This window comes from Pseudomonas sp. zfem005 (assembly GCF_032621735.1).
GTDB lineage: Bacteria > Pseudomonadota > Gammaproteobacteria > Pseudomonadales > Pseudomonadaceae > Metapseudomonas > Metapseudomonas solani.
Genome location: NZ_JAVYJE010000013.1, coordinates 37,670 through 50,803, shown reverse-complemented (window position 1 = coordinate 50,803; position 13,134 = coordinate 37,670). Strand labels below are relative to the sequence as shown.

Genomic DNA, 13,134 nt, shown 5'->3' with positions numbered 1-13,134 from the left:
CGGGCGGCTGCCAGCTACCGGGCCCAGGCTGGTAATGCGTGAAGGAATCACCATGACTGCAGCAACGCTGTACATCGATGGCTGCTGGGTCGCGCCGACCCATCGCAACCGCTTCAGCAGCATCAACCCTGCTACCGAGATGAAGATCCAGCTCCTGGCGGCCGCCAGCCCCAAGGAGGTGGACAAGGCGGTGACCGCCGCGCGCTGCGCCTTCGAAGGCGACTGGGGGCGTACCCGGGGCAGCGAGCGGGCCGGCTTCCTGGAGGCGATGGCCAATGACCTGGAGCACCGTGCCGAGGAGCTGGCGCTGCTGGAGGTGCTCGACAACGGCAAGCCGCTGGCCGAGGCCGAGCGCGATGTGGCCGATGCCATCGCCTGCTTCCGCTACTACGCCGGGCTGGCCCGCGAGCTGGACGATCGCCAGGACCAGCCGCTGGAACTGGACGACCCACGCTTCAGCTGCCGCCTGCGCCACGAGCCGGTGGGCGTGGCCGGGCTGATCACCCCCTGGAACTTCCCCCTGCTGATGGCCGCCTGGAAGGTCGCCCCGGCCCTGGCGGCGGGCGCCACCTGCGTGCTCAAGCCCTCGGAGTTCACCTCGCTCACCGCCCTGGAGCTGGGCCACACCGCCCATGCGGTGGGCCTGCCGCCGGGCGTGTTGAACATAGTGCCGGGCCTGGGCGGCGAGGCGGGGCAAGCCCTGGCCCTGCACCCGGAGGTGGACAAGCTGGCCTTCTCCGGCCGGCTGGTCACCGGCGCCAAGCTCATGGGCGGCGCGGCGGCGGACATCAAGCGGCTGACGCTGGAGCTGGGCGGCAAATCCTCCCTTATCGTCTTCGATGACGCCGACCTCGACGCCGCCGTGGAATGGGCGCTGTATGGCATCTTCTGGAACCAGGGCCAGGTCAGCAGCGCCACCTCGCGCCTGCTGGTGCAGGAGGGCATCGCCGACCGCTTGCTGGAGCGGCTGGTGGAGGCGACCCGGGATATCTGCATCGGCCCGGGCACCGAGCCGGGTGTGCAGATGGGCCCGCTGGTCAGCGCCTCACGCTACAGCCAGGTGATGGACATCATCGCCCAGGGCAAGCAGGACGCACGCCTGCTCACCGGCGGCCGGCGCCCACCAGGGTTGCTGTCGGGCTATTTCATCGAGCCCACCATCTTCGACGAGCCCCACACCGGCAGCCCGCTCTGGCGCCACGAACTGTTCGGGCCGGTGCTCAGCGTCAAGCGCTTCAAGACCGACGAGCAGGCGCTGGAAATGGCCAACGACAGCCTCTATGGCCTCGCCGCCGCCGTGATGAGCAGCGACCTCGACCGCGCCGACCGCATCGCCGGGCAACTGCGGGTGGGTGTGGTCTGGGTCAACTGCTCGCAACCCACCTTCGTCCAGGCGCCCTGGGGCGGTACCCGCCTCAGCGGGCTCGGCCGCGAGCTGGGCACCTGGGGGCTCGACAACTACCTGGAGGTGAAACAGGTCACGCAGTACCAGGCCGACGCGCCCTGGGGGTGGTACCAACGCTAGCGCGCCGGCCCGGTGCCGCCCAGGCCGCACCGGCCCTTGCCAGAGAACAACAACAACCTGTGCGTCGAGTTCGGCTCGACACAACTGGGAGGCATGCATGACCGAGAACACCCGCAAGGATTTCTTTCTCACCACCGCGAGTCTGATCGCCGTCTCCATCACCGTGGCCGGGCTGGCGCTTTTCCCGCTGGAGTCCGAGGCCTTCGCCAACCGCCTCTTCGAGTCATCCACCCGCACCTTCGGCACCCTGGTGCAGCTGTTCGTCTTCGCGTGCGGAGTGGCGGTGCTCTACCTGGCCTTCAGCAAGTACGGGCACATCCGCCTGGGCGCCGGCCGCCCGGAGTTCGGCAACACCACCTGGGTATTCATGTTCATCTGCGCGGGGCTGGGCTCCTCGACCCTCTACTGGGGCGTGATGGAGTGGGCCTACTACTACCAGACGCCGGGCCTGAACCTGACGCCCGGTTCCACGCAGGCGCTGGAGCACAGCGTCAGCTTCACCTTCTTCCACTGGGGCATCAGCGCCTGGGCGGTGTATGCGCTGTCATCCCTGGCGCTGGCCTACCACTTCCACGTGCGCAAGCGCAGCGGCCTGGGGCTGGCGTCCATCGTCGAGGCGGTGACCGGCTTCCGCGCCCAGGGGCCGGTGGGCCGGCTGGTGGACCTGGTGTTCCTGCTCACCATGTTCGGCGCCCTGACCGTGCCGCTCGCGGTCACCGCCGCCACGCTGACGCGGGGCCTGGCCAGCCTCACCGGCATCCCCGACACCTTCATCACCCAGGTGCTGGTCATCGGCCTGGTGGCGTTGGTGTTCTCCCTCAGCTCCTACGTCGGTATCGATGGCGGCATGCAGCGCCTGGCGCAGATGGTGGGCTTCGGCGTACTGGGCTTCGCTTGCCTGTTGCTGGTGATGGGGCCCACGCGCTTCATCCTCGACAACACCGCCAACGCCTTCGGCATCACCCTGCAGAACTTCGTGCGCATGAGCCTGTTCACCGACCCGGCGGGCGAGGGCGCCTTCACCCGCAACTGGACGGTGTTTTACTGGCTCTGGTGGGTGTCCTACGCGCCGGGGGTGGCGATGTTCGTCACCCGCGTTTCCCGTGGGCGCACGGTGCGCGAGGTGATCGCCGCGCTGGTGCTCGGCGGCACCGCCGGCTGCTGGTTCTTCTTCGGCGTGCTGGGCAGCTACAGCGTCCACCAGTTCGTCAGTGGTGCCATCGATGTGCCGGGCATCCTCGCCAGCCAGGGCGGCGAGGCGGCGGTGGAGCGGCTGCTCAATGCGCTGCCCCTGGGCAAACTGTTCCTCGCGGCTTACCTGTTCCTCATGGCGGTGTTCTGTGCCTCGCACATGGACGCCGTCGCCTACGCGGTGGCCGCCACCAGCACCCGCAACCTGCGCGAGGGGCAGGACCCGGCGCCCACGCACCGCCTGTTCTGGTGCGTGATGCTGACGCTGATCCCGCTGGCGATGCTCTTCGCCAAGGCCTCCCTGCCCACCATGAAGACGGCGGTGGTGCTCACCGCCATTCCCTTCACGCTGATCCTGCTGGTGATGATCTGGGGGCTGTTCCGCTGGCTGCTGGAGGATTACGGCCAGGTGCCGGCCCAGCGCATTGCCGAGGAATCCCGTCGCCTGGCGCAAGCCGGTGACGACAAGGCCGGCGAGGCCGCCGCCATCGCCCCTGCACCCTGATCAACGCCATGACCCGAATCGGGGGCGGGCCTGGTTTGCTGCATTCCCCCGATCGCAATACCCACGAGAAGCTGCATACGCCCGGGCCGCGCCCGGCCATGCGCCACAGAGGAGTACCGATGATGAACAGCATCCAGAGACTGCCTGCCGACTTCTGCGCCGACCCCGAGGTCGCCCACACCCTGCCCGCCAGCTACTACACACACCAGGCGGTCTTCGAGTACGAGAAGGAGGCCATCCTCGCCCGCAGCTGGGTCTGCGTGGGGCACCGCAGCGAGTTGGCCGAGAACAACGCCTACGTTACCCGCGAGCTGATAGGCGAGAGCATCATCATCGTGCGCGGGCGGGACGCGGTACTGCGCGCCTTCTACAACGTCTGCCCCCATCGCGGGCACCAGTTGCTGCAGGGCAGCGGCATGGCGAAGAACGTCATCACCTGCCCGTACCACGCCTGGGCCTTCCGCCTCGACGGCGAGCTGGCCCATGCGCGCAACTGCGCCGACGTGGAGGCGTTCGACAAAACCGCCTCCAGCCTGGTGCCGTTGCGGGTGCAGGAGCATGCCGGCTTCATCTTCATCAACATGGACAGGGATGCAGCCCCGGTGGAGGAGCAGCTGCCCGGCTTCGAAGCCGCCCTGCGCGATGCCTGCCCGGTGATCGACGAGTTGCACCTGGCCGCCCGCTTCATCACCGAGACGGAGGCCAACTGGAAATCCATCGTCGACAACTACATGGAGTGCTACCACTGCGGCCCGGCGCATCCGGGCTTCTCCGACTCGGTGGACGTCAACCGCTACACCCACAGCCTGCACGGCAACTGGACGCTGCAATACGGCGTGGCCAAGCCCTCGGAGCAGTCCTTCACGTTCGACGAATCAGTGCAGGACCCATCCTTCGCCGGCTTCTGGGCCTGGCCCTGCACCATGTTCAACGTGCCGCCGGGTGCGGACTTCATGACGGTGATCTACGAGCTGCCGGTGAGCGCTGAAGTCACCCGGCAGCAGTACGACATCTACTTCCTCAACAAGGAGCCCACCGCCGCACAGCGAGCGCTGATCGAGTGGTACCGCGACGTGTTCCGCCCGGAAGACCTGCGCCTGGTGGAGAGCGTGCAAAAGGGGCTGCGCTCCCGGGGCTACCGGGGGCAGGGGCGGATCATGACCGACCGCCAGCGCAGCGGGGAGAGCGAGCACGGCATCGCCCACTTCCACAACCTGATCGCCCAGGCGCACCAGGGGCGTTGATGGCGTGCGGCGCCGGCCCGGTGTGCCGGCGCCGCCTCGACTGGCAGGAGGTGGCAGATGACTCAGGATCTGGAGCGGATGGACGTGCGGGTGACCGATATCACCAGCATCACCCCGTTGGTGAAGCGCTTCACCCTCGCCCGTGACGATGGCAGGCCGCTACCGGCCTTCACTGGCGGCAGCCACATCAACGTGCACATGGAAGGCGAGGCGGGGCAGCGCTACAGCAATGCCTATTCCCTGTTGGGTGCCCCGGCCGAGCACCAGCACTACCGCATCGGCGTGCAGCTGGAAGTGCAGGGCAACGGCGGCTCGGCCTACATGCACCAGCGGGTGCAGGTTGGCAGCCGGTTGTGGATCAGCCCGCCCAACAACCTGTTTGCCCTGCACGCGGAAGCGGACAGGCACCTGTTGATCGCCGGCGGCATCGGCATCACCCCCTTTCTCGCCCACCTGCACGAACTGCACGCCCGGGTCGCCGACTACGAGCTGCACTACGCCTTCCGCAATACCGAACGCGGTGCCTTTCTCGACGAGCTGGCCGAGGCTCGCCACGGCGGGCGCGTGCACCTCTACCCCGGCCATGAAGGCAAGCGCCTGGACCTGCCCGCGCTGGTGGCGCAGTTGCAGGCGCGCGATCACCTCTACGTCTGCGGCCCGCCGGCATTGATCGATGCCACCCTGGCCACCGCCCGTGCCGCCGGCATCGCCGAGGCACGCCTGCACTGGGAGCGCTTCAGCGCAGCCCCTCAAGGCGGCCATGCCTTCACCCTGGTGCTGGCCAAGTCGGGCCGGGAGCTGCACGTGGAGGCGGGCACCAGCATCCTTACCACCATCCAGCGAGCCCGCGCCGCCCCTGTGGAAAGCCTCTGCCGCGCCGGCATCTGCGGCAGTTGCGAAACCCGCATCCTCGAAGGCGAGGCCCTGCACCTCGACCAGTACCTCAGCGACGACGAAAAAGCCGCCCAGCGCACACTGATGCTGTGCGTCTCACGGGCCCGGGGCGAGCGCCTGGTGCTGGATCTTTAACGCCGCTTCTGGCGATAACAACAAGAGAGACGACGCAATGGAACTACCTACCTTGCGCCGGGGGCTCAACGCCCGGCATATCCGCTTCATGGCCCTGGGTTCTGCCATCGGCACCGGGCTGTTCTACGGCTCGGCGGCGGCCATCCAGCGCGCCGGGCCCTCGGTGCTGCTGGCCTACCTCATCGCCGGCGCGGCGGTGTACCTGATGATGCGCGCCCTGGGCGAGATGGCGGTGCGCACGCCGGTGGCCGGTTCCTTCGGCCACTACGCCAGCCGCTACCTGGGGCGCTATTGGGGCTTTCTCACCGGCTGGACCTACGCCTTCTCGATGTTGATGGTGTGCCTCGCCGACGTGACCGCCTTCGGCATCTACATGGGCCTGTGGTTTCCGGATACGCCGCGCTGGCTCTGGGTGCTGGGCATCGTCCTGGTCATCGCCGCCATCAACCTGTGCAGCGTGCGGGTGTTCGGCGAGCTGGAGTTCTGGCTCTCGCTGCTCAAGGTGGTGGCCATCGTGGCGATGATCCTCGCCGGGCTGGCGGTGCTGGTCGCCGGCATCCCGCTGGGCGGCGCCGAAAGCGTGGCGGGCTTCGCCAACCTCTGGGCCCATGGCGGCTTCTTCCCCAATGGGCTGGAGGGGATGGTGGCGTCCTTCACCATCGTCATCTTCGCCTTCGGCGGCATCGAGGTGATCGGCCTCACCGCCGGCGAGGCGCAGAACCCGCAGCGGATGATTCCCAAGGCCATCAACACGGTGCCGCTGCGCATCCTGCTGTTCTACGTGCTCACCCTGCTGGTGCTCATGGCCATCTGGCCCTGGTCGCGCATCGGCAGCGAGGGCAGCCCCTTCGTGCAGATATTCAGCGGGCTGGGCATCGACTCGGCCGCCAGCATCCTCAACCTGGTGGTGATCTCGGCGGCCATCTCCGCCATCAACAGCGACATCTTCAGCACCGGGCGCATGCTCTATGGCATGGCCGGCAACGGCCAGGCGCCGGCCTCTTTCGGCAAGCTCTCGGCCGCCGGCGTGCCCTGGATGACGGTGCTGATGATGACCCTCGCGCTGTTGCTGGGCGTGCTGCTCAACTACCTGCTGCCCAACGAGCTGTTCCTGCTGTTCGCCTCCCTGGTGACCTTTTCCGTGGTCTGGGTCTGGTTGATGATCCTGCTCTCCCAGGTCGCCATGCGCCGTGGCCTGGGGCGGGAGGAGGTAGCCGCCCTCGGCTTCCCGGTGCCGTTCTGGCCCTGGGGGCAGTACCTCACCATCGCCTTCATGCTGTTCATTTTCGTGGTGCTGGCGTTGTTCCCCGATACCCGCACCGCCCTGTACATCGGTGCCACCTGGCTGGTGCTGCTCAGCATCGCCTACCGTCTCTGGGGCAGGCCGGGTGACGACGCCCGGCCTGCACCCGCCACGCCGGCACCGCCGCACCGCCAAGGAGAGCCCGCATGACCTCGCATCCCTATGAGTTCGAACTGCCCCGCACGCTGATCGACGACTTCCACCGCGACGGCGCCATCTGCGTGCGCCAGCTGTTCACCCCGGAGGAAGTGGAGCTGCTGCAGCTGGGCATCGAGCGCAACCTCGCCAGCCCCAGCGAGCGCGCCAAGGTCGCCAGCCGCGAGGACGACCCCGGCTGGTTCTTCGAGGACTTCTGCAACTGGCGGGAGTTCGACGAGTACCGCCGTTTCATCTTCGAAAGCCGCGTCGGCTCCGTGGCCGCGCAGCTCATGGGCGGCGGCAGCGCGCGTCTCTACCACGACCACCTGCTGGTCAAGGAGCCCAACACCCGGCAGCGCACCCCCTGGCACCAGGACCAGCCCTACTACAACGTCGAGGGCCGGCAGAACTGCAGCATGTGGATGCCCGTGGACCCGGTGGCCCGGGACGCCACCCTGGAGTTCGTCGCCGGCTCCCACCTGGGGCCCTGGCTCATGCCACGCACCTTCCTCGACAACCAGGCCCGCTGGTTCCCCGAAGGCACCCTGGCCGACCTGCCCGATATCGAGGCGGACCGCGCCCGCTGGCCCATCCTCGGCTGGGCGCTGGAGCCGGGCGACGCGGTGTTCTTCCACATGCTCACCCTCCACGCCTCCGGTGGCGTAGGCGGTGAGCGCCGGCGCCGCGCCTACTCCCTGCGCTTTCTCGGTGACGACATGGTCCATGCGCCCCGACCCTGGAAAACCTCCCCGGAATTCCCCGGCCTGGCGGACGAACTGCCCGCCGGCGCACCGATGGAGCACCGCTTGTTCCCGCAGCTCTGGCCGAGGGAGTGAAAGGGGGGCGTAGGTTGGGCCGAGGCACGGGGCCCAACGTGCGAGGCTGAGCGTCGCAGCGGGGTAGCCCTGGGGATGTCGGGGCAGCACGAGCAGCGCTCAGTCTCACGGCAGCAGTTGGGTCGCCTGAATGACGCCTTTGTCTGTGCTTGATCGGGGCGGTGTTGGTTCGCTTTGATCTTTCCGTAAGTTAGGTATACGTTACATTCATTATTGGTTGTTACGTATGCAGAACATGGATCATTCCATTATCACGGCACGCCTGGGCGAGAAGATCCGGCAGTGCCGCCTGAATCGCGGGCTCACCCAGGCCAGGCTGGCTGGGCTGGCAGGCATCACCCGGCAGAAGGTCATTGCTATCGAGAGAGGCGACTTGTCGGTTGGCATGGTGGCCTATGCGCGAGCGCTGGGAGCCATGGACTGTGAGTTCGCGCTGGTACCTGCGGCCATGCCGACGCTGGACGAGATCCACGGAGTGTTCGACTGATGACGGCCGTGCTGCGGGTGGCAACGCCAGAGGGCGAGAGTGGGAGGGTGCTCAGCTCCAACGGGGACTATCTGTTTCGCTACCACGAAGAGGCCAGGGCGCAGGCGTCGATCAGCCTGCTCATGCCTGTGCGTGTGGATGAATACCGCTACCGGGAGCTGCACCCGATCTTCCAGATGAACCTGCCGGAAGGCTATGTCCTGGAGCAATTGCGCAATCGCCTGGCCAAGATGGTGCGTGTCGATCCCATGTTGCTGCTGGCGCTTTCTGGCAGCAGCTCACCCATCGGGCGGGTAGCCGTCAGCTCGGATGAGGTCGATGCGCTTCTGCGGCGACAGCAGTTCCCGGGCGAAAGACTGGAGGAAATCCTGGCCTGGGATGGTACGGAGGATATTTTTGCCAGCCTGGTGGACCGTTACATTTTGCGCGCCGGGATTTCGGGCGTGCAGCCGAAGGTGCTGGTTCCAGAGCAGTCGGGCGCTGCTTCACAGCGGTTCACGTCGAAAACCTCCGAACTGATCATCAAGAGCGGTCGTGACGAGTTTCCTGGGCTGGCTATCAACGAGTTCCTCTGCATGTCCGTGGCCAGGGAGGCGGGGATTGCGGTGCCGGAGTTCTACCTGTCCGATAACACCCGGCTGTTCGTCATGCGCCGTTTCGATCGGGACGAGCAACTGGAGCCCATCGGTTTCGAGGACATGGCTGCGTTGATGGGCCTGGCTGCGGAGCAGAAGTACAGCAAGAGCTACTCGGCCATCGCCAAGGCCATCCGTCTGTTCTGCTCGCCGGAGCAGGTGCAGGGTTCGCTGGCGCAGTTGTTCGCGATGGTCAGCTTGAGCTGCATCGTCGGAAATGGTGATGCCCACCTCAAGAACTTCGGGCTGCTGTATTCCGAACCTACGCAGCGTGATGCGCGACTGGCGCCGGCCTACGACATCGTCAATACCACGGCCTACATTCCAGAGGATGTATTGGCGCTGGATCTGGTCGGTAACAAGTCCCTGTTCGCCTCCAGACAGGGGTTGCTCGAGTTCGCCGGTGCGTGCGACGTAGCTCGGCCGGAAGAGGTCATTCGTGGGCAACTGGAAGCGCTGGAGCGTGTGTTGGCGCGTTCGACCGATCTGTGCGAGCGAGCGCCGAACGTGGCTGCCGCAATCCGCCTGAGTGCTGGGCCGTACATGCAAACCTTCGGCTAGATGGCGCCGGCGTAGCGATGAGGTGCCTGTTGTCTCTGCGCTCTGGCGGAGGGGCTGAAGGGAGGGAGGAGTCGGCTGGACCTAGGCACGAGGCCCAACGCCCGAGGTTGAGCCTTGCATCGACGTTTCGATAGGAACGTAGCCCGTGCTTCAGCGCGGGGGACTGCCCCGGACTGAAGTCCGGGCTACGGGGAGCGGGCGGGGATCAGACCGACGCCAGACGCGCCTTGGCTTCGGTGTATTCGCGCTTGAGCTGGGCGATGTATTCCCCGGCCTTCTGCACCTTGCCGATCGGGGCGATGCCCTGGCCGCAGCCCCAGATGTCCTTCCAGGCCTTGGCGTCGCCGCCGCCGAAATTCATCTTGCTCGGGTCGCTTTCGGCGAGGTTGTCCGGGTCCAGCCCGGCGGCCACTATCGAGGGCTTGAGGTAGTTGCCGTGCACCCCGGTGAAGAGGTTGCTGTAGACGATGTCATCGGACGAGCACTCGACGATGGCGCGCTTGTAGTTCTCGCTGGCGTTGGCTTCCTCGCAGGCGATGAAGGCCGAGCCGATGTAGGCGAAGTCGGCACCCATGGCCTGGGCGGCGAGGATGGCGCCGCCGGTGGCGATGGAACCGGAGAGGGCCAGGGGGCCGTCGAACCACTGGCGGATTTCCTGGATCAGCGCGAACGGGCTCTTCACCCCGGCATGGCCGCCGGCGCCGGTGGCCACGGCGATCAGGCCGTCGGCGCCCTTGTCCACCGCCTTGTGGGCGAAGGCGTTGTTGATCACGTCGTGCAGCACCACGCCGCCATAGGAGTGGGCGGCGGCGTAGATGTCTTCACGGGCGCCCAGGGAGGTGATGACGATGGGCACCTTGTACTTGACGCACAGCTCCATGTCGTGCTCGAGGCGGTCGTTGCTCTTGTGCACGATCTGGTTGATCGAGAAGGGCGCCGCCGGGTTGTCGGGGTTCGCGCGGTTGTAGGCGTCGAGCGTCTCGGTGATCTCCGCCAGCCAGTCTTCCAGCAGCGAGGCGGGGCGCGCGTTGAGCGCTGGCATGGAGCCGACCACGCCGGCCTTGCACTGTTCGATCACGAGTTTCGGGTTGCTGATGATGAACAGCGGCGAGCCGATGACGGGGAAGGGCAAGCGATCCAGCGGGGCGGGGAGCCGGGACATGTGAACTCCATCAGGTCCGTTAATGAGAAGGATTCGCAGATTGTGGCGACGCGCCCCTCCCGGTCAAGCACCGCTTCACGGTTCGGCATGAAGGCCCCCAGGGTTGGCGGGAGTGCAATGCCCGCCCACGCCATCACCCGCGAAAACGCCGGCGAACTGCACCTGCACAACCGCCCCGAAGGCGGCCTGCGCGTGGGTGGCGTTGCCGTGGGGGTGATGGACGCGGAAGCTCGCTCTTGTAGGTTGGGCTGAGGCATGAAGCCCAACGAGCCAGGCCGAGCCTTGCCCCGTTGGGCCTCGCTACGCTCGGCGCCAACCTACACTCACCTCCCGCACGGCCCTTACCGCTGCGTAGGGTGGATGACGCTTTTCTCATCCACCGGCGGTGCCCGGTCTGGCGCAGATACCGGGCAATGCGCTGCATCGTTGGGCCTCGCTACGCTCGATGCCAACCTACGCGCTGGTGCCGCCATCACTTGGTTGGCCTATCCGATGTGGCGAAACAGCAGTTCCTCGACTGAACTGTCGTTTCGCCTATCAAGGAGGAAATAACCATGGCGCGCCTGATCCTCGGTCACACCACCGATTCATCCATCAAAATCTGGGTTCGCGGCAGCGAGCGCTGGCCGGCGGCGTTCATCGAGCTGCTGGACGGGGCGGGCAGCTCCGTCGCCTCGAAGAAGCTGCTGACCCCTGCGCAGGAGTTCTACACCGCTGTAGCGGAATTCAAGGGCCTGAATGCCGATTCGCCCTATCGGGTGAAGGTGGCCTTCGGCAAGACATTGGCGGATGCCCCTGAAGCCAGGGTGCGTGATGCCTACACGGAAGGGACTTTCTGCACCTTCCCCGCGTCGGGGAAACCGGCGCCCCTGCGTTTTCTGCTGGGCTCCTGCAACCTGCATTCGCTTGGCTTGCTGGAGCGGCCCGACCGCGCCTGGCTGGAGATATCGGCATTGGCCAAGGCCCATGAGGCGCGTTTCATGATGCATTGCGGCGACCAGATCTATGCGGACATTCCCTTGCCACCTTCGGTGGATGTGCAGCACTTCCGCGACAAATACCTCGACGCCTGGGATGACTGCGTGCCCGCCCGCAAGGTATTGACGGAGCTGCCGCACTACATGGTTCTGGATGATCACGAGCTGATCAACGATTACGACCGGGGCGACCCGAAGAACAACCCGCAGTTGGCCAACATGGGCATGAAGGCGTACTGGGAATTCCAGCACTCGCATAACCCGGACAGCCGCCACGACGAGTACCACTACCACTACGAATTTAACCACGGGCGGGTGCGCTTCTTCGTGATGGACACGCGCTTCAACCGCGACTCGGAACTGGGTGAGATGATCGATGTGGTGCAGGAGCTAGACTTGCTGCGCTGGCTGACCCGCTACCGCGACGACCTGAAGTTCATCGTCACCAGCGTGCCCTTCGTGGGCATCCCCCGGCGCTCGGTGGAGGACAAGTGGTCGGGCAGCCGCTTCGAGAAGCAACGCGCCCGCATCCTCAAGCACCTGCTGGATAAAGGAATCGGGCGGGTGGTGTTCCTCACCGGTGATATGCACAACGCTTATCACGCGACCCTCGATGTCAGCCAGGGCAGCAAGACGCTGCAGCTCAATGAGCTCATGTCGAGTCCGATCAACCAGGTCACGCCCCATGTCCGCTTGCAGGACGCCTACCGTGTCGACGACGCGGCAGTGCAGGAGTTCGAAGGCCTTACCACCCAGGCGCGCATCACGCCGGAAAGCTTCTACGGCAAGCACTCCAACGTGATGCTGATCGAGGTGGAGGAGGGTGACGGTGTGGCGGATGTGAGCTACAGCATCTTCCGCACCACCGCGAGCGAGAACGGGCCGACGGGCAGCTTCAAGGCCTGATTGCGTGTAGGTTGAGGTACGAAGCCCAACGGGTGAAGTTGGATACCGCACCGTTGGGCCTCGCTGCACTCGGCGCCAACCTACGGGCAGCGGGGCCGCCTTTGACCCGTGCGGATTTCCCACCACCTGTGCTCCACCTCACAGCCTCGCCAACCCGCTTCATGGCACCTCGACATCACTTCCCGCCCCGGTGTAAACATCCACTTTTCCAAGCGATGGAGTGACGGAAATGGATTTCACCGTGCGGGTGCAGGACTGCACGCTTCAGGGCTCCTTGCTCAACAGCCTGACGCTGACCTTGCCGGTGGAGACGCTGACCGCCCGCGAGCTGATCCGGCGCTACGTGCTGCAGGTGGTCGAGCAGCAGCAGGCGGTGCCCAACGCCCCGCGTTATCGCTTTTTCACCCCGGAAGCCGACGAGGCAAAGCTCAACGGCTACGACGAGCTGCCCCGACGCGTGATCGACGCCGAGCGCCAGTGCCAGCTGGCGATCTCCGCCTTCGAGAGAAACGGTTTCCTGCTGCTGGTGGATGAGCAGCAGGTGGATGAGCTCGACGAGCCGTTCCGCCTGTCCTCCATTTCCAACGTCCAGTTCCTGCGCCTGTTGCCCCTGGTGGGCGGCTGAGCCTTTCCCT

General features: G+C 66.1%; 12 protein-coding genes. 11 read left to right on the top strand and 1 reads right to left on the bottom strand.

From position 1 onward, the window contains the following. Positions 1-52: 52 nt before the first annotated feature. From RTW82_RS26030 to RTW82_RS25995, 8 genes are all read left to right on the top strand, one after another. Positions 53-1,525 (top strand): aldehyde dehydrogenase family protein, encoded by a 1,473-nt coding sequence (locus RTW82_RS26030; RefSeq protein ID WP_316926902.1) that lies wholly within the window; start codon positions 53-55, stop codon positions 1,523-1,525. Between the two features lie 97 nt (positions 1,526-1,622). Next, positions 1,623-3,221 (top strand): BCCT family transporter, encoded by a 1,599-nt coding sequence (locus RTW82_RS26025; protein WP_021219990.1) that lies wholly within the window; start codon positions 1,623-1,625, stop codon positions 3,219-3,221. A 122-nt stretch (positions 3,222-3,343) separates the two neighbouring features. Beyond that, entirely contained in the window at positions 3,344-4,465 is a 1,122-nt protein-coding gene (locus tag RTW82_RS26020; RefSeq protein ID WP_316926971.1) for a ring-hydroxylating oxygenase subunit alpha, read from the top strand. Between the two features lie 57 nt (positions 4,466-4,522). Further along, complete coding sequence (locus RTW82_RS26015; RefSeq protein ID WP_316926901.1) at positions 4,523-5,494, top strand: PDR/VanB family oxidoreductase; 972 nt, start codon at positions 4,523-4,525, stop codon at positions 5,492-5,494. 37 nt (positions 5,495-5,531) lie between these two features. After that, positions 5,532-6,947 carry an amino acid permease gene (locus tag RTW82_RS26010; RefSeq protein ID WP_316926900.1) on the top strand — a complete coding sequence of 472 codons (1,416 nt, stop codon included), beginning with the start codon at positions 5,532-5,534 and terminating at the stop codon, positions 6,945-6,947. Beyond that, positions 6,944-7,771 (top strand): phytanoyl-CoA dioxygenase family protein, encoded by an 828-nt coding sequence (locus RTW82_RS26005; RefSeq protein ID WP_021219986.1) that lies wholly within the window; start codon positions 6,944-6,946, stop codon positions 7,769-7,771. Before RTW82_RS26010 ends, RTW82_RS26005 begins: the two co-directional genes overlap by 4 nt. A gap of 235 nt (positions 7,772-8,006) precedes the next feature. After that, the gene (locus tag RTW82_RS26000; protein WP_043243034.1) at positions 8,007-8,258 is read left to right on the top strand and encodes a helix-turn-helix transcriptional regulator; all 252 of its coding nucleotides are present in this window, start codon (positions 8,007-8,009) and stop codon (positions 8,256-8,258) included. Continuing rightward, positions 8,258-9,454 (top strand): type II toxin-antitoxin system HipA family toxin, encoded by a 1,197-nt coding sequence (locus RTW82_RS25995; protein ID WP_316926899.1) that lies wholly within the window; start codon positions 8,258-8,260, stop codon positions 9,452-9,454. Before RTW82_RS26000 ends, RTW82_RS25995 begins: the two co-directional genes overlap by 1 nt. Positions 9,455-9,659: 205 nt before the next feature. On the opposite strand, the gene RTW82_RS25990 is transcribed toward RTW82_RS25995, so the two are convergent. Next, positions 9,660-10,616 carry a nitronate monooxygenase family protein gene (locus tag RTW82_RS25990; RefSeq protein ID WP_316926898.1) on the bottom strand — a complete coding sequence of 319 codons (957 nt, stop codon included), beginning with the start codon at positions 10,614-10,616 and terminating at the stop codon, positions 9,660-9,662. A 117-nt stretch (positions 10,617-10,733) separates the two neighbouring features. Between RTW82_RS25990 and RTW82_RS25985 the strand changes: the two genes are divergently transcribed. From RTW82_RS25985 to RTW82_RS25975, 3 genes are all read left to right on the top strand, one after another. Further along, positions 10,734-10,868 carry a hypothetical protein gene (locus RTW82_RS25985; RefSeq protein WP_316926897.1) on the top strand — a complete coding sequence of 45 codons (135 nt, stop codon included), beginning with the start codon at positions 10,734-10,736 and terminating at the stop codon, positions 10,866-10,868. Between the two features lie 302 nt (positions 10,869-11,170). Next, a complete protein-coding gene (locus tag RTW82_RS25980) occupies positions 11,171-12,499 on the top strand; it encodes an alkaline phosphatase D family protein (RefSeq protein WP_316926896.1) in 1,329 nt (442 codons plus the stop codon). A 229-nt stretch (positions 12,500-12,728) separates the two neighbouring features. Next, entirely contained in the window at positions 12,729-13,124 is a 396-nt protein-coding gene (locus RTW82_RS25975; protein ID WP_021219963.1) for a hypothetical protein, read from the top strand. The last annotated feature ends 10 nt before the right edge of the window (positions 13,125-13,134 follow it).

Bases quoted from the DNA above. Each gene is read 5' to 3' on its own strand.
- RTW82_RS26015 (WP_316926901.1), top strand. From the start codon at position 4,523: ATGACTCAGGATCTGGAGCGGATGGACGTGCGGGTGACCGATATCACC.
- RTW82_RS25975 (WP_021219963.1), top strand. From the start codon at position 12,729: ATGGATTTCACCGTGCGGGTGCAGGACTGCACGCTTCAGGGCTCCTTG.
- RTW82_RS26000 (WP_043243034.1), top strand. From the start codon at position 8,007: ATGGATCATTCCATTATCACGGCACGCCTGGGCGAGAAGATCCGGCAG.
- RTW82_RS26005 (WP_021219986.1), top strand. From the start codon at position 6,944: ATGACCTCGCATCCCTATGAGTTCGAACTGCCCCGCACGCTGATCGAC.
- RTW82_RS26030 (WP_316926902.1), top strand. From the start codon at position 53: ATGACTGCAGCAACGCTGTACATCGATGGCTGCTGGGTCGCGCCGACC.
- RTW82_RS26020 (WP_316926971.1), top strand. From the start codon at position 3,344: ATGAACAGCATCCAGAGACTGCCTGCCGACTTCTGCGCCGACCCCGAG.
- RTW82_RS25985 (WP_316926897.1), top strand. From the start codon at position 10,734: ATGCCCGCCCACGCCATCACCCGCGAAAACGCCGGCGAACTGCACCTG.
- RTW82_RS26010 (WP_316926900.1), top strand. From the start codon at position 5,532: ATGGAACTACCTACCTTGCGCCGGGGGCTCAACGCCCGGCATATCCGC.
- RTW82_RS25995 (WP_316926899.1), top strand. From the start codon at position 8,258: ATGACGGCCGTGCTGCGGGTGGCAACGCCAGAGGGCGAGAGTGGGAGG.
- RTW82_RS26025 (WP_021219990.1), top strand. From the start codon at position 1,623: ATGACCGAGAACACCCGCAAGGATTTCTTTCTCACCACCGCGAGTCTG.
- RTW82_RS25980 (WP_316926896.1), top strand. From the start codon at position 11,171: ATGGCGCGCCTGATCCTCGGTCACACCACCGATTCATCCATCAAAATC.
- RTW82_RS25990 (WP_316926898.1), bottom strand. From the start codon at position 10,616: ATGTCCCGGCTCCCCGCCCCGCTGGATCGCTTGCCCTTCCCCGTCATC.